This window comes from Novosphingobium sp. BAM6, from assembly GCF_057784955.1.
In genome coordinates, this window is sequence record NZ_JBYNTR010000001.1 from 618,895 (window position 1) to 638,931 (window position 20,037).

The 20,037-nt window shown below is 64.8% G+C and carries 19 protein-coding genes; 8 read left to right on the forward strand and 11 right to left on the reverse strand.

The window, feature by feature from the left end:
- Nucleotides 1–11: 11 nt before the first annotated feature.
- Together glyS and ppdK are read left to right on the forward strand one after the other, a co-directional pair.
- Entirely contained in the window at nt 12–2,408 is a 2,397-nt protein-coding gene (gene glyS, locus AC3EC3_RS03000) for a glycine--tRNA ligase subunit beta (protein ID WP_488488191.1), read from the forward strand.
- A gap of 57 nt (nt 2,409–2,465) precedes the next feature.
- A complete protein-coding gene (gene ppdK / locus AC3EC3_RS03005) occupies nt 2,466–5,132 on the forward strand; it encodes a pyruvate, phosphate dikinase (protein ID WP_488488192.1) in 2,667 nt (888 codons plus the stop codon).
- Nucleotides 5,133–5,194: 62 nt separating this feature from the next.
- Here the strand turns inward: ppdK and AC3EC3_RS03010 are convergent, their stop codons facing one another.
- Entirely contained in the window at nt 5,195–5,968 is a 774-nt protein-coding gene (locus AC3EC3_RS03010; protein ID WP_488488193.1) for a methyltransferase domain-containing protein, read from the reverse strand.
- A 144-nt stretch (nt 5,969–6,112) separates the two neighbouring features.
- Here AC3EC3_RS03010 and AC3EC3_RS03015 point away from each other — a divergent pair, with 144 nt between their 5' ends.
- Complete coding sequence (locus AC3EC3_RS03015; protein ID WP_488488194.1) at nt 6,113–6,922, forward strand: ComF family protein; 810 nt, start codon at nt 6,113–6,115, stop codon at nt 6,920–6,922.
- A gap of 30 nt (nt 6,923–6,952) precedes the next feature.
- Here AC3EC3_RS03015 and AC3EC3_RS03020 read toward each other — a convergent pair whose 3' ends face one another.
- Complete coding sequence (locus AC3EC3_RS03020; RefSeq protein WP_488488195.1) at nt 6,953–7,546, reverse strand: TetR/AcrR family transcriptional regulator; 594 nt, start codon at nt 7,544–7,546, stop codon at nt 6,953–6,955.
- 51 nt (nt 7,547–7,597) lie between these two features.
- On the opposite strand from AC3EC3_RS03020, the gene AC3EC3_RS03025 reads away from it, so the two are divergent.
- Nucleotides 7,598–8,440: an oxidoreductase gene (locus tag AC3EC3_RS03025; RefSeq protein ID WP_488488196.1), complete on the forward strand. Its 843-nt coding sequence runs from the start codon at nt 7,598–7,600 to the stop codon at nt 8,438–8,440.
- Between the two features lie 7 nt (nt 8,441–8,447).
- Here the strand turns inward: AC3EC3_RS03025 and AC3EC3_RS03030 are convergent, their stop codons facing one another.
- Nucleotides 8,448–8,891 carry a hypothetical protein gene (locus tag AC3EC3_RS03030; protein WP_488488197.1) on the reverse strand — a complete coding sequence of 148 codons (444 nt, stop codon included), beginning with the start codon at nt 8,889–8,891 and terminating at the stop codon, nt 8,448–8,450.
- A 355-nt stretch (nt 8,892–9,246) separates the two neighbouring features.
- Between AC3EC3_RS03030 and hisI the strand changes: the two genes are divergently transcribed.
- Nucleotides 9,247–9,624: a phosphoribosyl-AMP cyclohydrolase gene (gene hisI, locus AC3EC3_RS03035; RefSeq protein WP_488488198.1), complete on the forward strand. Its 378-nt coding sequence runs from the start codon at nt 9,247–9,249 to the stop codon at nt 9,622–9,624.
- A 108-nt stretch (nt 9,625–9,732) separates the two neighbouring features.
- Here hisI and AC3EC3_RS03040 read toward each other — a convergent pair whose 3' ends face one another.
- From AC3EC3_RS03040 to tyrS, 5 genes are all read right to left on the reverse strand, one after another.
- Nucleotides 9,733–10,434 carry a dienelactone hydrolase family protein gene (locus tag AC3EC3_RS03040; RefSeq protein ID WP_488488199.1) on the reverse strand — a complete coding sequence of 234 codons (702 nt, stop codon included), beginning with the start codon at nt 10,432–10,434 and terminating at the stop codon, nt 9,733–9,735.
- Nucleotides 10,435–10,524: 90 nt separating this feature from the next.
- The gene (cysK, locus tag AC3EC3_RS03045; protein WP_488488200.1) at nt 10,525–11,442 is read right to left on the reverse strand and encodes a cysteine synthase A; all 918 of its coding nucleotides are present in this window, start codon (nt 11,440–11,442) and stop codon (nt 10,525–10,527) included.
- A gap of 18 nt (nt 11,443–11,460) precedes the next feature.
- The gene (locus tag AC3EC3_RS03050) at nt 11,461–12,768 is read right to left on the reverse strand and encodes an MFS transporter (RefSeq protein WP_488488201.1); all 1,308 of its coding nucleotides are present in this window, start codon (nt 12,766–12,768) and stop codon (nt 11,461–11,463) included.
- A gap of 165 nt (nt 12,769–12,933) precedes the next feature.
- Nucleotides 12,934–13,272 carry a PilZ domain-containing protein gene (locus AC3EC3_RS03055; protein ID WP_488488202.1) on the reverse strand — a complete coding sequence of 113 codons (339 nt, stop codon included), beginning with the start codon at nt 13,270–13,272 and terminating at the stop codon, nt 12,934–12,936.
- 122 nt (nt 13,273–13,394) lie between these two features.
- Entirely contained in the window at nt 13,395–14,627 is a 1,233-nt protein-coding gene (tyrS, locus tag AC3EC3_RS03060; protein ID WP_488488203.1) for a tyrosine--tRNA ligase, read from the reverse strand.
- Between the two features lie 128 nt (nt 14,628–14,755).
- On the opposite strand from tyrS, the gene AC3EC3_RS03065 reads away from it, so the two are divergent.
- Nucleotides 14,756–15,304 carry a DOMON-like domain-containing protein gene (locus AC3EC3_RS03065; RefSeq protein WP_488488204.1) on the forward strand — a complete coding sequence of 183 codons (549 nt, stop codon included), beginning with the start codon at nt 14,756–14,758 and terminating at the stop codon, nt 15,302–15,304.
- Nucleotides 15,301–16,503 (forward strand): exo-beta-N-acetylmuramidase NamZ family protein, encoded by a 1,203-nt coding sequence (locus AC3EC3_RS03070; RefSeq protein ID WP_488488205.1) that lies wholly within the window; start codon nt 15,301–15,303, stop codon nt 16,501–16,503. The genes AC3EC3_RS03065 and AC3EC3_RS03070 overlap by 4 nt, the downstream gene beginning before the upstream one ends.
- On the opposite strand, the gene AC3EC3_RS03075 is transcribed toward AC3EC3_RS03070, so the two are convergent.
- The gene (locus tag AC3EC3_RS03075; RefSeq protein ID WP_488489183.1) at nt 16,500–17,369 is read right to left on the reverse strand and encodes a DUF817 domain-containing protein; all 870 of its coding nucleotides are present in this window, start codon (nt 17,367–17,369) and stop codon (nt 16,500–16,502) included. The genes AC3EC3_RS03070 and AC3EC3_RS03075 overlap by 4 nt on opposite strands.
- On the reverse strand, nt 17,369–17,788 hold the full coding sequence (locus AC3EC3_RS03080) for a GFA family protein (protein ID WP_488488206.1): 420 nt from the start codon (nt 17,786–17,788) through the stop codon (nt 17,369–17,371). The genes AC3EC3_RS03075 and AC3EC3_RS03080 overlap by 1 nt, the downstream gene beginning before the upstream one ends.
- A gap of 245 nt (nt 17,789–18,033) precedes the next feature.
- On the opposite strand from AC3EC3_RS03080, the gene AC3EC3_RS03085 reads away from it, so the two are divergent.
- Nucleotides 18,034–18,663, forward strand: a complete 630-nt coding sequence (locus tag AC3EC3_RS03085; RefSeq protein ID WP_488488207.1) for a hypothetical protein — start codon at nt 18,034–18,036, stop codon at nt 18,661–18,663.
- A 7-nt stretch (nt 18,664–18,670) separates the two neighbouring features.
- Here the strand turns inward: AC3EC3_RS03085 and AC3EC3_RS03090 are convergent, their stop codons facing one another.
- Complete coding sequence (locus AC3EC3_RS03090; RefSeq protein WP_488488208.1) at nt 18,671–19,996, reverse strand: serine hydrolase; 1,326 nt, start codon at nt 19,994–19,996, stop codon at nt 18,671–18,673.
- Nucleotides 19,997–20,037: the final 41 nt, after the last annotated feature.

Genomic DNA, 20,037 nt, shown 5'->3' on the forward strand with positions numbered 1-20,037 from the left:
CGGAGGAAATCATGACTGATTTCCTCCTTGAACTGCGCTCGCAGGAAATTCCGGCGCGCATGCAGGCCGGCGCGCGCGCCGATCTGGAAAAGCTGTTCCGCAAGGAAATGGAAGCGGGCGGCGTCGCTGTCGGTTCCATCACCGTGTGGTCTACGCCCCGCCGCCTTGCGCTGATCGCAACCGGGTTGCCGCTGGAAACGGTGGCGGTGAGCGAGGAGACCAAGGGGCCTGCCATATCGGCGCCCGAGCAGGCGCTCGAAGGCTTCCTGCGCAAGACGGGTCTGACCAGGGACCAGCTCGAAGTTCGTGATCTCAAGGGCAAGCCGACCTACTTCGCGGTGGTCGAGAAGCCGGGCCGTGCCGTCAAGGATGTGCTGGCCGAGGTGATCCCCGCCATCGTGCGCGCGTTCCCCTGGCCCAAGTCGCAGCGCTGGGGCGCCGCTTCGATCAGCACCGAAAGCCTGCGCTGGGTGCGTCCGCTTTCGGGCATCGTCGCCATTCTGGGCGAAGACCTTGTCGAGTGCGAAGTCGGCGGTATCCGCTCGGGCTACGTCACGCTCGGCCATCGCTTCCACGCGCCGGGCGAGATCACCATCGGCGGCGCGCATGACTATGCCCGCAAGCTGTCGGCCTGCCATGTCATCGTCGATCATGTCGAGCGTCAGGACCTGATCCGCGACGAGGCGCGCAACGCCGCCGCCGCTGCCGGTCTCACGCTCGTCGAGGACGAGGGGCTGGTGATCGAGAACGCCGGGCTCACCGAATGGCCGGTGCCGCTGCTCGGCCGCTTCGACGAGGACTTCCTCGAAGTTCCGCCCGAGACGATCCAGCTCACCGCGCGCGTGAACCAGAAGTATTTCGTCTGCGAAAAGGACGGCAAGCTCGCTGACGCCTTCGTCTGCACCGCCAATATCGAGGCGGCGGACCGTGGCGAGGCGATTGTTGCGGGCAACCGCAAGGTGCTCGCCGCGCGCCTGTCCGACGCGCGCTTCTTCTGGGAGCAGGACCGCAAGACCCCGCTCTCCGAACACGCGAAGAAGCTGGAGCGCATCACCTTCCACGAGAAGCTGGGCACCGTTGCCGACAAGGTCGAGCGCGTGGCGAAGCTGGCACGCTGGCTGGTGGAAGAAGGCATCGTGGGTTCGAGTCCCTCCAGCGCTACCAGCCCCACTGCGATCAACCTTCGTCATCCCCGCGAAGGCGGGGATCCAGGTTCTCCTGCTACGCTTGTAACGAAGGAAGAACTGGCCGATCAGGCAGAACTTGCCGCGTGGCTCTGCAAGGCTGATCTCGTCACCGAGATGGTCGGCGAATTCCCCGAACTTCAGGGACTTATGGGCGGCTATTACGCCCGCGCCGAAGGTCTGCCCGATGCCGTGGCGGATGCTATCCGCGACCACTACAAGCCGGTCGGTCAGGGCGATGACGTCCCCACCGCGCCGGTCAGCGTGGCGGTGTCGCTGGCGGATAAGTTGGATACTATCGCTGTATTCTTTATAGCTGACATACTTCCGACTGGTTCAAAAGATCCATTTGCTCTCAGGCGTGCGGCGATCTCTATCATTGAATTGATCACGCAGAACAACATCAGGATCGAGCTAATTGAGCCTGCGCAGCTGTCTATGGCACGTGTTGGCGGTAGGGTCCGAGGGGTTGAGGGCAGCGAGCACCTTGAAGCTTTGAGGGTGGCTCGGATCGCAGCGGATGATCCTATGTCTGAGCAGGAGTATGCTGAGACCAAGCAACGTTTAATCGAACGGGCTACTTCCGTAGAGGCTTTAGAAGCGTTTGGGCATAGAGCTAGCCAAGCTGCTGCGAGGTTGATCGACTTCTTCGCTGACCGCCTCAAGGTCCAGCAGAAGGAAGCGGGCGTCCGTCATGACCTGATCGACGCGGTGTTCGCGCTCGGTGGCGAGGACGATCTCGTTCGCCTGCTCGCGCGCGTTCATGCTTTGCAGGACTTCGTCGGCACCGAGGATGGCGTGAACCTGCTCGCAGGCTACAAGCGCGCGGCCAATATCCTCAAGAAGGAAGACTGGACGGGTTCGAATGCGGCGCAGCATAATGCGTTGCAGCATACCGGTGACGAGGATCCGCTCGAAAACGTCGAGGATGCCGACATGCGCCATGTGTACGCTTCGGCCGCCTACGAACCCGAACCGGCGGAGCGTTCCTTGCGCGACGCGCTCGACAAGGCGGAACCTCTGGCCTTGCAGGCCGTTGAAACCGAAGACTTTGCCAGTGCCATGAGCGCGCTGGCAACGTTGCGCGGACCTATCGACGCCTTCTTCCAAGATGTGATCGTCAATGATTCAGATCCGTTGAAACGCAATGCAAGACTGGACCTGCTCGATAGGTTCCGTATTGCGGTGCACAACGTCGCTGATTTCTCGAAGATCGAGGGTTAGCGATTTTTCGTTCGCGCCCGAACGCGAACAATTACTAAAAGGGAAGTCCGGGGATTCATGGTCAGTCAGGTCTATACGTTCGGTGGCGGCGTCCAACACGACGATCCGCGTGCGAAGGACAAGGTGATTGTCGGCGGGAAGGGCGGCAATCTGGCAGAAATGGCGGGGATCGGCCTGCCGGTTCCTCCGGGCTTCACCATCACCACCGAAGAGTGCGTGAAGTACCTTGCCGAGGGCAGTGACTTCTCGGACCAGCTTCGCGCCGATGCGGCCGCTGCGCTGGCCCACATCGAGAAGAGCGTGGGCAAGTCGTTCGGCGATGCTGCCGATCCGCTGCTGGTGTCGGTCCGCTCGGGGGCGCGGGTGTCGATGCCGGGCATGATGGACACGGTGCTGAACCTCGGTCTCAACGACGAGACCGTGGAAGGCCTCGCCAAGACCTCGGGCGACGATCGCTTCGCCTGGGACAGCTATCGCCGTTTCGTGCAGATGTATTCGGACGTCGTTCTCGGCCTTGAGCACCACCTCTTCGAGGAAGCGCTCGAAGTCGCCAAGGAAGACAACGGCTACATGAACGACGTCGAGATGACGGCGGACGACTGGCGCAAGATTGTCAGCGAATACAAGGCAATCGTCGTCAAGGCGCAGGACGGCAAGCCGTTCCCGCAGGACGTTCACGAACAGCTCTGGGGCGCGATTGCCGCCGTGTTCGATTCGTGGGATTCCGACCGCGCCAAGGTCTATCGCCGCCTGAACGACATTCCTGCCGGCTGGGGCACCGCCGTCAACGTGCAGGCGATGGTCTTCGGCAACATGGGCGATACCTCGGCCACGGGCGTTGCGTTCACGCGTGATCCTGCCACCGGCACCAAGGCCTATTACGGCGAGTGGCTGGTCAATGCGCAGGGTGAGGACGTCGTCGCCGGTATCCGCACCCCGCAGTACCTGACCAGGGCCGCGCGCGAGGAAGCGGGCGCCAAGCCGCTGTCGATGGAAGAGGCGATGCCTGCCGCCTACGGCGAACTCGCTGCCGTGTTCGAACTGCTCGAAAAGCACTACAAGGACATGCAGGACATCGAGTTCACCGTCGAGCGCGGCAAGCTGTGGATGCTGCAGACCCGCTCGGGCAAGCGCACCGCGAAGGCCGCGCTCAAGATGGCGGTCGACATGGTGGGCGAAGGCCTGATCGACGAGAAGACTGCGATCCTGCGCGTCGATCCGATGGCGCTCGATCAGCTGCTGCACCCCACGCTCGATCCCGATGCCCCGCGCGATGTGCTGGGCAAGGGGCTTCCGGCCTCGCCGGGCGCGGCTTCGGGCAAGATCGTGCTCGATGCCGACACCGCCGAAAAGCTCGCCGAGCGTGGCGAAGCCGTCGTGCTGGTGCGCGTGGAAACCTCGCCCGAGGACATTCACGGCATGCACGCGGCCAAGGGCATCCTGACGGCGCGCGGCGGCATGACCAGCCACGCGGCGGTCGTCGCCCGCGGCATGGGCCGTCCGTGCGTCTCGGGTGCTTCGGGCCTGTCGATCAGCATGAAGGATCGCACCCTTCGCATCGGCTCGCGAGAGCTGAAGGAAGGCGACATCATCACGCTGGACGGCGCCAACGGCGAGATCATGGCCGGCGAAGTGCCGACCATCGAGCCCGAGCTGGCCGGTGACTTCGGCACGCTGATGGTCTGGGCCGACAAGATCCGCCGCATGAAGGTGCGCACCAATGCCGAAACCCCGGCGGACTGCCGCATGGCGCGCCAGTTCGGGGCCGAGGGCATCGGCCTTTGCCGTACCGAGCACATGTTCTTCGATGCAGGCCGCATCTCGGCGGTGCGCCAGATGATCCTGGCCGAGGACGAGGCTGGTCGCCGTGCCGCGCTCGAAAAGCTGCTGCCCGAACAGCGTGCGGACTTCCGCGCGATCTTCGAGGTGATGGCGGGCCTCCCCGTCACCATCCGTCTGCTCGATCCGCCGCTCCATGAGTTCCTGCCGCACGGCGATGCCGAATTCGCCGAGCTTTCGGAGACCATCGGCATCGGTATCGACACGCTCAAGCGTCGGGCCGACGAACTCCACGAGTTCAACCCGATGCTGGGCCATCGCGGCTGCCGTCTGGGCATCACCTTCCCGGAAATCTACGAAATGCAGGCCCGCGCGATTTTCGAGGCGGCGTGCGACGTCGCTGCGGCATCGGGTGAAGCCATCGTGCCGGAAGTGATGATCCCGCTGGTCGCCACCAAGCGCGAGCTGGCGATCCTCAAGAAGGTGGTGGACGAGACCGCCGCCAAGGTCTTCGCCGAAAAGGGCAAGACGCTCGAATACATGGTCGGCACCATGATCGAGCTGCCGCGTGCGGCGCTGATGGCGGGCGAGATCGCCGAGGAGGCCAAGTTCTTCTCGTTCGGCACCAATGACCTCACGCAGACCACGCTGGGCGTCTCGCGCGACGATGCCGCGCGCTTCCTCAGCCCCTATGTCGAGAAGGGCATCTACCCGCGCGATCCGTTCGTCAGCCTCGATATCGAGGGCGTGGGTCAGCTCGTCCAGCTTGGTGCCGAGCGCGGTCGTGCGACCTATCCCGCTTTGAAGCTTGGCATTTGTGGTGAGCATGGCGGCGATCCGGCGTCGATCGCATTCTGCGAGAAGGTCGGCCTCGATTACGTCAGCGCTTCGCCCTACCGCGTGCCGATCGCACGTCTGGCCGCCGCGCAGGCCGCGCTCAAGTAAGCGGACACAAGGTACAGAATGACAGGGAGGCGGCCGGAGCGATCCGGCCGCCTCTTTTCGTATCAGAATTCCGGGATTTTCGGCTTCCAGCCCGAAAGCGTCAGGATTTCGAAGGTCTCTGTCGTGCGCCCGTCCGCACCAGCGGCTGCGAAGACCTCGGCGGCGCGGGCATAGGGCGCCTTGCCGAGCACCGGTCCGCGATCGGCGAGCACGCTGGTTGCACCCAGCGCGCGCAGGTCCTGCACCAGCCGTGGCAGCGAGCGGTACGAAACGTTGATCGCGCGGTGATCTACCACCGGATCGGCATAGAGCGTGCGCTGGAGCAGTTGCCCGCCCGAGCGCACGTCCACGGTCGGGTGGAGCCGTGCGGCGGGACGCTCGCCATCGGCAGCGAGCATTGCCTCGCGCAGCACCGGCACGCTGCCTGCCGAAAGGAAGCTCGCCATCATCAGGCCGCCCGGTGCCAGCGCGCGGCGCATGTGGACGAGCGCGCCGGGTAGGTCGTTCAGCGTATCGAGCGTGCCGAGGCTGGCGATCAGGTCGAAGCCTTCGAACGGGTAGGGCTGTTCCTCGTCGAAGCCTTGCGTTGGCTCGGCCTCGATCACCTCGGCGCCGCGTGCGCGCAACTGGTGGGCGAGATCGCCGGTGAAATCGCCGATCACCAGCACCCGCTTCGGTTCCAGCCGCAGGAAGGCGAGACGGTCGAGCACATCCTCGATCATGTCCTCGATCAGGAAACGCGGCGCGTCGGGCGCCTGCTGAAGCCGCAGCGCGCGGGTGCGCAGGGCGAGGCGGCGCGTGGGCGAGAAGATGCGGGGGGGAGCTTTGCTGGCCATGGGTCTCGCCCTGCCGCGTTGCGGCGCCGCGCGCAACCGTGTCGCGTCGATCGCGGGATGCACGATTGGCGTGGGTGGATGACATTTATGTAAGGATGCCTGGTCCCGCTTGGGCGCATTCACCGGGTACGATAGGCTTCGGGCATGGAGACTTCCGCTCCCTTGCTGTCGTCCACACTGTCGCAGCGTCGACCCTCCCGCGCTGCGCGGGCGGGGGCTGTGTTGTGGCAGTCGATTGCGCCGGTGGTCGATCTGGTGTTTCCGCCGCGCTGCCCGATCTGCGGCGATGCCATCGCCGTGCAGAACGGCCTGTGTCCCGCATGCTGGAGCGGGATGGTGGTGCCCGGAGAGCCTGCCTGTGCGCTGTGCCGTCGGCCTTTCGCCAGCGATATCGAGCACGGCGCGATCTGTGCTCCGTGTCTCGCTGAGCCGCCACGCCACGACGGGATTTTCGCCGCGACGTTGTACAACGATCCCTCGCGAAAGCTGGTGCTGGCATTGAAGCACGGCGGCAAGATCGTGATGGCGGGCATGCTGGCGGGACAGATGGCCGCGCGCCTGCCGCATGTCGGGCCCGGCTGGCTGGTGGTGCCGGTGCCGCTGCATCGCTGGCGACTGTGGCAGCGCGGCTATAACCAGGCAGTGGAACTGGGGCGCTGCGTGGCGCGCGAGCGCGATGCGCGGCTGATCGTCGATGCGCTGGAGCGCCACAAGCGCACGCCATCGCTGGGCGGTCTGGGGCGAAAGGCGCGCGAGCGGGCGCTGTCCGGCGCGATCACCGTGAATCCGCGCCGCAAGGATCTGTTGCGCGGCGCGCAGGTGCTGCTGGTTGACGATGTGCTGACCAGCGGCGCGACCAGCAACGCCTGCGTCTCGGCGCTCAAGCGCGCAGGGGCTAAGACGGTTGCGATCTCGTGTTACGCCCGCGTGCTGGATGAAGGCCTGCCGGGTTAGGAGGCCGGGTTAGGAGGCCGCGTCAGGTAATCATCGAAGTGAAGCGCCTGCCATGATGGCGCGTGCGACATCCTGTGCATGCTCGACCAGCGCATCGTCGGCAAGTTCCCCTGCCGTCCAGAACGAGAGCACGCCGCGGAACCCGAACGCGAGCAGTCCGGGCAGGTTGTCTTCGCTCGCCGAGGCAGGCTGTTCGCCAGTCTCCCGCGCTATCGCAAGGCGCCAGAGTTCGGACGAGCGTTCGAGGACATTGCCGGGAGACGGCGCGGCGGTGCCGATCCATTCCATCACCGCGCGATTGACCTGCGGCTCCTCCAGCATGACCTGCGCCGCCGTGGCGGTGGCGAGCAGCACGCGATCCAGTGCTTCGGGGAGGCGTTTCGCCTGACCGAACCGCTCGGCCATCGCGTCGATCCGCCGGGCTGACAGGGCATGCATGATCGCCGCCTTGTTGCCGAACTGGTTGAACGGTGTCGCGAAGCTCACGCCCGCTTCGGCGGCGAGATCGCGCATCGAGAAATCCGCCTTGCCGCTGCGCAGGAGGGCTTCGGCGGCATCGAGCACGCGCTGGCGCAGTGGTTCTCCTCGGGGAGAAGGGGCGGGGTTGTCCTTGAAATGGGGCATAGGCTTTATTATATCATGATATAGTTATCGTGTTCATGACGGAGTTGTACCATGGCAGCAGCCTCTCCCAAGACTTTCCTTATTACCGGCGTCAGTTCGGGGCTGGGCAAGGCCTTCGCCACGGCGGCGCTTGAGGCCGGGCACCGGGTGGCAGGCACCGTGCGCCGCGCCGGAGATGCCCAAGCCTTCGAGGCACTGGCACCGCAGCGCGCCCATGCGCTGGTGCTGGATGTCACCGATTTCGAGGCGATCGCGGGCGCGGTGGCAGAGGCCGAACGGCGCGCAGGACCGATCGATGTGCTGGTGAACAATGCCGGATATGGCCACGAAGGGGTGATGGAGGAATCCTCGATGGAGGAACTCCAGGGCCAGTTCGCCGCCAATGTGTTTGGACCGGTGGCGATGATGAAGGCCGTGCTTCCCGGCATGCGCGCGCGGCGCTGTGGCGATATCGTGAATGTCACCTCGATGGGCGGGTTCATCACGATGCCGGGGATCAGTTATTACTGCGGCAGCAAGTTCGCGCTGGAAGGCATTTCCGAATCGCTGGGTAAGGAAGTCGCTGGGCTCGGCATTCGCGTCACCGCGCTGGCACCGGGGCAGTTTCGGACCGAGTGGGCGGGCCGCTCGATGCAGCGCACGGCGCGCAGCATTGCGGATTACGATGCGGTGATGGACCCCATCCGCGAAGCCCGTCAGGCCAAGAGCGGAAACCAGCCGGGCGATCCGGCCAAGGCGGCGCAGGCCTTGCTGACGCTGGTTGAGTCGGAAAATCCGCCGCAGCGCCTGTTTCTGGGCGAGGACGCCCTCGGACTCGTCGAACAGAAGCTCTCGGCGATGGCCGAAGAGATGCAGGCATGGGATGCTCTGTCGCGCTCGACAGCCTTCGTGTGAGCGCGCTTCAGAAGGCGTGCTTCACCGTTTCGGGGTCGTAGGCGTGGCACAGGCCATTGAAAGAGCCGTCCCGGCCTTCGATGGCGACGCTGCCCGTGATCCGGTTGATATGCAGGCGCGGGGCGTTGGTGAAATTGATCGGGACCTTGCCGTCGATGGCATCCGGCGTGACGTTGAGGTCCTTCACGTCGAACCATCCGTCCTTGCCGCCATGGATCGGGGGTATGATAGACCTTGGAAGGCGCACGCTGGCGGTGTTGTCGGTCAGGGTGATCTCGATTTCATCGTCGAAGGCATTGGCCTTGCGCTGATAGACGTTTGCCGTGGCGGTGGTTCCGTTGCTGGCAAAAGCCTGCCCGCTGGTGACGCCGACCTTGGTGTCCAGACCTTGTCCGGGGCAAAGAAGATGCAATGTCAGCGCCTGGGCTGCGAGCAAGATGGTAAGAGCCATTGGCAACACCCCACAAAGTAAACGCCCGGGGTGATTAGCCCCGGGCGTCCACGTGACGAAACTGCTGGACCCCGCATTTCTGCGATTAGACGACCCCCTGCGCGTCGTCTGGTCCGATCCCTCAATCCTTGCGGCCGGTCCGACCCCCCTGGGTCGATCACGGCCATCCCTGAACCATTGGCGCTTGTGTGTCAGCGGCCTTTCCGTCAGTGCAGCCCCCCGACTGCCTCTCCTGTTTCTTCCGAATCTCAGGGCTTGGAAAGGAGAATCGCGAGGGGCTGTGGATATTGGCGAATGCCTGTGGTTATCGTGCAACATTACAAAACCATGGCAGTCTATCGGGATAATATACGAAATGAGCGACGTGACGAAAGCAGAGCGCGAACTGGGCCGTGATTTCCTGCCGCGCTTCGATGCGCAGGGGCTGCTGATCGCCATCGCCCAGCACGCCGAGACCCGCGAGATCCTGATGGTCGCCTACATGGATGCCGAAGCCCTGGCCAAGACGCGTGCGAGCGGCCTTGCGCACTTCCATTCGCGTTCGCGCGGGAAGCTGTGGCTGAAGGGCGAGACTTCGGGGCATTTCCTGCGTGTGCAGTCGATCATGGTCGATTGCGATCAGGATGCGCTGGTGATGCTGGTCCTGCCCGAAGGTCCGGCGTGCCACACGGGTGCGCCTTCGTGCTTCTACCGCGTGCTCGACGGCGATGTGCTGGAGCGGGTAGCGGAATAAAAAATTAGAGCGGGTAGCGGAATAAAAAAATCGGAGCGGATCGCGGCTTAAATCGGGAAATCCCGTCGCCACCGCTCAGGCGGCGACGGGGTATTCATCGAGCTGCGATCAGCCCAGTGTCTCGTCGAAGAACGCGACCATCGAGGCCCAGCTCTGGCGGTCGGCGCTCTGGCTGTAGGCGAGGAAGTCCTTGCCCATGGTGTCGCTCTTGGTTGCGGTGAAGCCGTGCTTGACCTTGCCGTACGAGTGGAAGTGCCAGTCGGCATCGGCAGCGTTCATCTCGTCCCAGAAGGCGATGACCTGATCGTGCGGGACCAGCGGGTCGGCATCGCCGTGGCACACCAGAATGCGCGGCTTGATGCCGCCGGGGGCTGCGGGCGCCTCGGTGCTCAGCGTGGCGTGGAAGGTGGCGAGGGCGAGAATGTCCTCACCGTCGCGCGCGGCTTCCAGAATCGCGCCGCCGCCCATGCAGTAGCCGGTGGCGAGCATCGGCAGGCCCGGTGCGATCTCGCACAGCTTGGCAAAGGCGGCGCGGATGCGTGCGCGGTAGAAGGCGTTGTCTTCGCGAAGCGCACCGGCCATCGGGAACGAGGCTTCGAAGCTCTCCACCGGATCGCCGTAGAAATCCGCGATCATCGCGATGTAGCCGAGGTCGGCGAGCATTTGCGCGCGGCGCTCGATATGCGGATCGACGTTGGCGATGGTCGGGAAGACGACCACGGCGGCGCGCGGCGTGCTTGCGGGGCGCGCGAGATAGCCGGTCAGGTCCTTGCCGGCGTGCGAATAGGCAACGGTTTCAAGAGTGCTCATGATGATCCCGGTTCGTTTGGGGGGAGGGGGAACGGTGAAAGCAGTTGAGGCCCGGAGTCTGTCCGGGCCTCAGGAGGTATCTGCAAGATTTTATTCCGGAAGGAAATCCGGCACCGAGAGATAGCGCTCGCCAGTGTCGTAGTTGAAGCCGAGCACGCGCGATCCGGCGGGCAGTTCTTCCAGCTTCTTGGCGATGGCAGCCAGCGTCGCGCCCGAACTGATGCCCACCAGCATGCCCTCGGTCGTGGCGCAGCGTCGCGCCCAGTCCTTGGCATCGGCAGCCTCGACCTGGATCGCGCCGTCGATGGCCTGGGTATGCAGGTTGCCGGGAATGAAGCCTGCGCCGATGCCCTGGATCGGGTGCGGGCCGGGCTGGCCGCCCGAGATCACCGGCGAGAGCGTGGGCTCCACCGCATAGGCCTTCAGCGAGGGCCAGCTTTTCTTGAGCGTTTCGGCGCAGCCGGTCAGGTGCCCGCCGGTGCCGACGCCCGAGATCAGCACGTCGATCGGCTCCTGCGCGAAGTCGGCGAGGATTTCCTGCGCGGTGGTCTTTACATGGACGGCAACGTTGGCGGGGTTGTCGAACTGCTGTGGCATCCACGCGCCGGGGGTCTGCTCGACGAGTTCCTTGGCACGCTCGATGGCGCCCTTCATGCCCTTTTCGCGCGGGGTGAGGTCGAAGCTCGCGCCATAGGCGAGCATCAGGCGGCGGCGCTCGATCGACATCGATTCGGGCATCACGAGCACCAGTTTGTAGCCCTTTACCGCCGCGACCATGGCAAGGCCGATGCCGGTATTGCCCGAGGTCGGCTCGACGATGGTGCCGCCGGGCTTGAGGCTGCCGTCGGCCTCTGCCGCCTCGATCATGGCGAGGCCGATGCGGTCCTTCACCGAACCGCCGGGGTTGGCGCGCTCGGCCTTGATCCAGACCTCATGGTCCGGGAACAGGCGCGAGAGGCGGATATGCGGGGTATTGCCGATGGTGGCGAGAATGCTGTCGGCCTTCATGGCGGAAAAATCCCTCTCTTAGGCTTCGTACGTCTGGGAAAACGACCGGGCCCGGCGAAGTTCCGGGAAGCCCCAGGCCCAGATGCCTGTGACCACTATCGCACCCACGCCCCCGAACACAACAGCCCCGACAGGGCCGAGCAGCGAGGCGGCAAGGCCGGACTGCATTTCGCCCAGTTCGTTCGAGGCAGAAATGGCGACGCCCGAAATCGCCGAAACGCGGCCACGCATCTCGTCGGGCGTCTTCAACTGGGTCAGCGTGGTGCGGATGAACACCGAATACATGTCCGCTGCGCCCACGCCCGCAAGGCACACCAGCGAGAGCCAGTAGTTCCACGATAGACCGAAGGCGACCGTCGCGGCGCCGTAGACCGCGACCGCGACCAGCATCTTGACACCGACGTTATGGGCCAGCGGGCGAACCGAGAACAGGATCGCCACGACCGCCGCGCCGATTGCCGGGGCCGAGCGCATGGGCCCGAGACCCTCGGCGCCAACGTGCAGGATATCGCGCGCATAGATCGGCAGCAGCGCGGTCGCGCCGCCCAGCAGCACCGCGAACAGGTCCAGCGTGATGCAGCCGAGCAGGAAACGCTCCTTCCACACGAACACGAACCCGTCGACGATCTGGCGCACCGGGTGCGTGCGGCGTGCTTCTTCGGGCGGCGGCGGCATCTGGCGGATCGCCATCGTCGCCACCGAACCGCCGACAAGGATCGCCACCGTCGCCCAGTAGGGCAGCGAGGGGTGCGTCGCGAACAGGAAGCCGTAGGTCGCTGGCCCGATCATCGTGCCGATCTGCATTGCCATCGATCCCATCGCGATGGCGCGCGGCATGACCTTCACGGGCACGACATTGGGCGCAATCGCTGCCATTGCCGGTCGCACGAAGACGCGCGCGGCGCCGTGCAGCGCGGCAAAGGCGTAGATCGCGCCAAGGTTGTGGATCTGGAACGTGGTGATCAGCGCCATACCCAGAGCCACGACCATGTCGATCATCATCGCCATCGTGGCGACTCGGCGACGGTCGAACCGGTCGGCGACGACGCCGGCCACTGGCGTCAGCACGAAGAGCGGGAGGAACTGCACGAGGCCCAGCACGCCCAGCGCGAAGGCGGCCCGCGAGATGCTCATCCCGTATTCGCCGCGCGCCACATCATAAAGCTGGTAGCCGATCACCACGACCATGCCGTTGGTGGAGATCACCGAGGCGAAGCGGGCCAGCCAGTAGAGCCGGAAATCGCGGAAGATCAGCGGAGATGTGCGTTCGTCGTACTGATCGCCGAACGGCTCTGGAGGGGCGGGCGGGGTGCTGGTCGTACTCACGTCATCCCGCATGGCAGCGCCCGATCAGGTTGCCAAGCCGCTGCGTGCGCCTGCATCAAATATTAATCGCCTGCGGAATGGAGCGAATAGCCGTTTGATCGGCGTAGTGCGGGCGGGCCTGTACCGGTGCCGGGGTGCGCCGTCAGGCGCATTCTCTAGGGGTCTTCAGCGCTTCGGGCGCAGCCTTGGGTTGGGCTGCATCGTGTCGACCATCTTCTGGAAATCGTCGATCCGCACGATACGCTCGAACTGGAAACCGGCGCGGCCTTCGTGGGCCCAGATCATGTGCGCCTCGATCCGGCCGATCACCGGCAGGCGCATGACGAGGCGCTCGCCGCGCTCAAGGCCGAGATCGCCCGCGATCATGAATCCCTGCGGCGAGACGTTAACGATGTTGAGGGGAACCTCACCCAATGACCGGTGCTCTGCCGTCACCGCGTGCTCGACCGGATGGCGCGCCGCGCGACGCATGTCCGTGACGGTGAGCTGCGCTCCTGCGCTCATTTTGCCGTTGTCCTCGCATGTCCGTTTGGGGAGCGGGTACTATGCCGGCAAAAGGCAAAGATTTTGTAAATTGCACACTGGATCGTCGCTGAAAAACGACGATCCGGCGCATGTCTATTAAGTTAGATACCCTTGATAATCCCGTGCTTCTTTTTTCCGAGGCTAAGCTTGGAAGTATTGCCCGGTGTAATCGTTATCAGGAAATTAGGATCGCTCATCACGTCGTCGTCGAGCTTGACCGCACCTTCGCCGATCTTGCGCTTGGCCTCGCCGTTGGAAGCGGTGAAGCCCAGTTCGGTGCAGGCTGCGCCAAGGCGGATCCCGTCGGGGCCGACCTCGATGGTCGGCAGGTCTTCGCCAAGGCCGCCGCCTGCGAAGGTGTCGCGCGCGGTCTGGGCTGCGGCGATGGCGGCGTCCTCGCCACGGCACAGCCTGGTCGCCTCGTTGGCGAGCACTTCCTTGGCGTGGTTGATTTCGGCGCCTTCCAGCGCTTCGAGGCGGGCGATCTCATCCATCGGCAGATCGGTGAACAGGCGCAGGAACTTGCCGACATCGCGGTCGTCGCAGTTGCGCCAGAACTGCCAGTAGTCGTAGCTCGGCAGCGAGGCCTCGTTCAGCCACACCGCGCCCGAGACCGACTTGCCCATCTTGGTGCCGTCGGCCTTGGTGATGAGCGGGGTGGTCAGGCCGTAGACCTCGGTGCCGTCCATCCGGCGGGCGAGTTCCACGCCGTTGACGATATTGCCCCACTGGTCCGACCCGCCCATCTGCAACCGCACGCCGTGCGCGCCGCTGAGGTGCCGGAAGTCGTAACCCTGCAGGATCATGTAGTTGAATTCGAGGAAGGTCATCGGCTGTTCGCGCTCAAGCCGCAGCTTCACCGAATCGAAAGAGAGCATGCGGTTGACCGTGAAGTGCGTACCCACGCGCTGCAGCATCTCGATGTAGCCGATCTGGCCGAGCCAGTCGTGGTTGTTGACCATCACCGCGTCGGTCGGCCCGTCGCCGAAAGTCAGGAAGCGTTCGAAGGCGGTGCGGATCGAGGCGATGTTGCCCTCGATCGCATCGTCGGTCAGCATCTTGCGGACCTCGTCCTTGCCGGTCGGATCGCCGATGCGCGTGGTGCCGCCGCCCATCAGCACGACCGGCTTGTGTCCTGCCTGCTGGAGGCGGCGCAGCAGCATGATCGAGACCAGATTGCCGACATGCAGCGAGGGCGCGGTGGCATCGAAGCCCACGTAACCCGGCACGACCTGCTTGGCCGCAAGCGCGTCGAGACCCTCGGCGTCGGTGGTCTGGTGGATGTAGCCACGCTCTTCGAGCAGGCGGAGCAGATCGGACTGATACTGTGTCATGATGCGCGCGCGTTTAGCACAGGAAGGGCGGGGCGGGGCAAGAGCGATTCGCAAAACAGGGTTGCTCTCGACGCGATACGGCGCGTGCGTTAGCCAGCGGGCTATCCTCGTTTCGGAAAGCACCCACTTTGAACCTGACTGCCCATCCTGCCCGCCCGCCGCTGAATGTCAGCGCCATCACCGTTGGCGCCGGGATCGAGGGCAACTGGCTGCTGCTGCGCTGGCGAGTCGAGGGTGCGGGCGCGCTGGTGGTGCCGCCCTTCGCCGGGCGCGGGCGGGCGGACAACCTGTGGCAGGCGACCTGCTTCGAGGCGTTTCTCCAGTCCGAGGATGGCAGCGATAGTTATGTCGAGCTGAACCTCGCGCCCTCCGAGCAATGGGCGGCCTACAGCTTCACCGGTCGGCGCGAGGGCATGGCCGAGCTTCCCATGCCGCGCGATGCCGACTGCGCCCTGCGCGGCAGCGGCAACCTGATGATCTTCGATGCCGCCGTGCCGCTCTCCACGCTGCCGCCGCGTCCGTGGCGCCTTGGCATGACCGCGGTGATTGAGGAGCGTGCCGGAGATATGTCCGAAGCCGTGAAGAGCTATTGGGCGCTGGCCCATGGCGGCGCGGCGCCGGACTTCCACGACCCGGCTTGCTTCGTCGCACGCCTTGGGGCAGGCGAGGGCGCATGAAATTCGGCATCGACCGCCTGCTGGCGGACCCTTCGCTCCGCGCGCCGCTTGACGGCAAGCGCGTCTCGCTCGTCGCGCATCCGGCCTCGGTGACGCAAGAGCTGGTCCATTCGCTCGACGCGCTGATCGCGGCGGGCGTCAACGTGACCAGCGCCTTCGGCCCGCAGCACGGACTCAAGGGCGACAAGCAGGACAACATGGTCGAAACGGCGGACGAGACCGATCCGCAGTACGGCATCCCGATCTTCAGCCTTTACGGCGAAGTGCGCCGCCCCAGTGCGGCGATGATGGCAACGGCGGACGTGTTCCTGTTCGACCTGCAGGATCTGGGCTGCCGTATCTACACGTTCGTCACCACGCTGCTCTACATGCTGGAAGCGGCGGCGGAGAGCGGCAAGAGCGTGTGGGTGCTCGATCGTCCAAACCCTGCCGGGCGCCCTGTGGAAGGCACGACGCTGCTGGCCGGGCAGGAGAGCTTCGTCGGCGCCGGGCCGATGCCGATGCGCCATGGCCTGACGCTGGGCGAGATGGGCCACTGGTTCGTGCGCCACTACAATCTCGATGTCGATTACCGGGTAATCGCCATGGAGGGCTGGGAGCCCGAGGCGGCGCCGGGATACGGCTGGCCGCAGGATCGCCTCTGGATCAACCCGAGCCCGAACGCGGCGAACCTCAACATGGCGCGCGCCTATGCGGGCACGGTGATGATCGAGGGCGCAACGCTGTCCGAAGGGCGCGGCACAACGCGCCCGCTCGAAGTGCTGTTCGGCGCGCCCGACGTGGATGCCGGGGCCGTACTCGCCGAGATGCGCCGTTTCGCGCCCGAGTGGCTGGCAGGCTGCGCGATCCGCGAATGCTGGTTCGAGCCGACCTTCCACAAGCACCACGGCCAGCTGTGCAACGCCCTGATGATCCACGCGGAGAGCGCGTTCTACGACCACGCCGCATTCCGTCCGTGGCGCTTGCAGGCGCTGGCCTTCAAGGCGATCCGCACCCTCTATCCCGACTATCCGCTCTGGCGCGATTTTCCCTACGAATACGAGTTCGAGCGGCTGGCGATCGACGTCATCAACGGTGGGCCTGCCTTGCGCGAATGGGTGGACAATCCCGCCTCCACGCCTGCCGATCTCGATGCCATCGCGGCGCGTGACGAGGCCGCGTGGCGTGCCGAAATCGCGGATCTGCTGCTGTACCGTTAAGCTGGAACACCTGTCGCCGTCGCCTCCCGCTCACGCGGGCGGTGAACGGCGGCGACCAGCACGAACGAGACGTACATCAAGAGATACCACGCGCCTATCTTGGTGGGCTGCACCATCGTCCAGCCATGGCTCTGGCTGGGATAGATCCATGCGTTGGAGAACGTCGCGAGGTTCTCGGCAAACCAGATGAACAGCGCGACGAGGAACCAGCCGAGCAGCAGCGGCATCCAGCGGTCCTCGCGCCAGACCCGGAACCAGATGCGCGTGCGCGCGAACAGCAGCGCCATGCCTGCGAACAGGCCGAGCCGCACGTCCGGCAACCAGTAGTGCGCGAAGAAATTGACGTAGACCGCCACGGCCAGCAGCCCGCTCGCCCACAGTGGCGGATAGCGCGTGAAGCGGAAGTCGAAGATGCGCCACACCCGCGCGATATAGCTGCCGACGGCGGCATACATGAAGCCCGAGAACAGCGGCACGCCGCCGATATGCAGCACCGATCCTTCGGGATAAGTCCACGAGCCGTGCGCGGTCTTGAACAGTTCCATCACCGTGCCGACCACGTGGAAGGCGAGGATTACCTTCGCCTCGTCCCAGGTCTCCAGCCGCAGCGCCAGCATGCCGATCTGGATGGCGAGCGCGCACAGCGTCAGGAAATCGTACCGCGCTAGCGCGGCATGCTCGGGATAGAACAGGTGCGTGCCCAGCAGCAGCGCCAGCATCAGCGCGCCGAACAGGCAGGCCCAGCCCTGCTTGAAGCCGAACAGTATGAACTCATAGAGCCACGAGGCTGGCCCCGGCGGCGGTGCGAATTGCTCCAGCCGCGCACGGATCGCGGCGAAGCGGGTATGGCGGGCAGGGGCGTGCATCACGGCTGGCGCGGGAAGCCTTCCATGCCTTCGGGCACGCGCACCCATTCGGGCGCCTCTTCCAGCCAGATCGCCGAATCCGGCACCAGCGCGTCGCTCTGGTCGAGAAAACCCACGCGCATCGTGCGCGCCTGAAGCCGCCCGGAGTTGCGGCTCATCACCTGCGTTCCGCACTTCGCGCAGAACCCGTGCTCGACCACATTGCCGCTCGCCGCCGTGTTGGGAGACCACGAAAGTTCGCCTTCAAGATGGATATGCTCGACCGGGAACGAGGCGTTCACCGTGGCATTCCCGCAGGCGATCCGCTGACACTGCGCACACCAGCACTGGCGCACCCACAGCGGCGCCGCGTCGATCGTGGCGGAAACAGCGCCGCAGTTGCAGTGTCCTGTGAAGAGGTGAGGCGTGAGATCGGTCATGGGGGCAACTCCAAAAATTCGCGGCAACCTTGGCCGCAGTACGCTCCAGCAACAAGGCTATCCGTGAGCGTGTGAGACATGTTTTGGCTCCAGCGGCTGGCCTCTGCCAATGTGTAATGCCGCGCTGTCGTTGAATGCAGGTCCGTCGAGGTTCGATGTGAACATAATTTAACCATCACCCCCTTTGACTGGAATGGGAGCAGAAGACATCAGGTAATTAGGGGAATTAACCGGGGGAATCTTACGTGAACTGGAAACTGCTTACAGGCATTAGCCTGGCATTGCTCGTGCCCGCCGTCAGCGCACATGCTTCGGATGCAGCGTCCTTGGCGCCGCCGCCCGTCACGGCAGCCATTGCACCAGCTGTATCGGACAATATCTTGCGTGCCGGGGCAGAAGTTCCTCTTATTTTGCGAGAGGAACTGACAACCAAAAAGAAGAAATTGCGGGTTGGACAACGTTTTCAGTTGGAAGTGGCGGCCAATGTCGAACAGAACGGTGTGGTCGTGATTCCAGCCGGAACGCCAGCCGTTGGCGAAGTAACCGAAGTTCGAAACAAAGGCATGTGGGGCAAGTCCGGCTATATCGGCGCACGTGTGATTTCACTGCGTGTAGGCGACAGGACTATCCGGTTGTCCGGGACTTTCGATGACAAGGGTGTTACCGGCACGGGCGGCGTAGTCGCGGCGGTCGCCTTTGTTCCTATCGCAGGCTTTCTGACGACGGGCACAAGTGCTTTCATTGCCTCGGGGTCTCCCGTAAAGGCATTTCTGGACGAGGACGTTGCGTTTACAGTGCCGAAGTCGGCAGGAACCAGTGCTCCGCTTCAGGCGAATACCAGCGCTCCGGTCATGGCATCGGCGTCGGTGCATTGAACGGAGGCTAACCCGCACCTGCCAGCTTCACCGCGCGCAGCATCAGTGACTGGAAGCGGCCCTCATCCACGCTCGCTTTCGGGTCATTCCACGATCCGGTGACGATGCGCCATTCGCCGGAGGGTGCGCGCAGTAGCCAGGTCATGCTGATCACGCCGTCTTCCGAGCCGCCCTTGTAGCCGACATAGGCCCAGTTCCGGCGTGTCGGGGCATCGAGCGCGGGGTTGATCGTGAGGATCGCGCTGGCCTCGGGGCTGTCCAGATCGCGCAGGTCTTCCATCACCCGGGCGAGGTCGGTGGGCGAGGCGAACCACTCCACCTCGTCGATGGCGACCGGGCCGCGTCCGAAGACCGCGCCGGGATCGGCATCTGCGATCCCGCTCATGTCGAGCGCGGACAACTGCGCGGCGCGTTCGGCGGGCGATCCTTTGGCGTAGCGCGCGGTGGCGTCCGTCCCCGCACGCTTGAGCGCGAAGAACTGCGCGGTCGTCAGGAACGGGCGCAGCGCGTCGGGATGGGCGTGGTGGGCGAGCGCGACTTCACGGGCCAGGGCGTCCTGCCCGACAAGGCGCACCAGCATGTCGGTGGCACTGTTGTCGCTGATCGAGATCATCAGGCTGGCAAGCGTGTGCAGCGTCACCGGCGCGCCATCGGGAAAGCCGTGCAGCGTGCCGCCGGGGAAGGATTTGCCCGAGACCGGTACAACGTCGCTCCAGCGGCGCTGGCTCTCCTTAACCTGCCGGGCGAGGGCGGCGAGCACATAGAGCTTGAAGGTCGAGCCGATGGCGAAGGGCTGGCGCGGATCCAGACCGTGGACCAGCTTCGGCGCGCTGTCGGCAGCGGCGTCGAGCGCGAAGACGCCGTAGCCGCTCTTGCCGGGAAGCGCGGCGAAATCGGTGTCGAGTCTGGCGAAACTGTCGTCGTTCAGGGTGAGCGCGAAGATGCGGTATCCGGCGACGAGATGCGCAGGGCCGCCACCGACCACCAGATGCGCAGGCGCCGAGCCTTTGGCGAAATGCAGCATGACACTGGCGGCAAAGGGGCCTTCTACCTTGAACTGGTCGTAGCTTTCGAGCGGACCTGCCCGCTCGCTCAGTTGCGCGGTGAGCGCTTTTAACTGATCGGGCGATACGGCAGCGAGAAACGTCGCGTCGAACACCTCGGCGGCGGGCTTGTGGCCTTCCAGCACCGCTAGCACATCGTCGCTGCGCTGGCGCAGCAGCGCTTCGTCGACCGACTGCGCATAGACCGGCGCACTCACCGCGAGTGCGACCATGGCGGCGAGAGCGGTGACCCAGAGGCTTGCGAACTTGCGAAACCGTCCATGCGCCATTCCATCCTCCAGTTTCCCTCGGGGCGGGAGCGTGGCGCGAA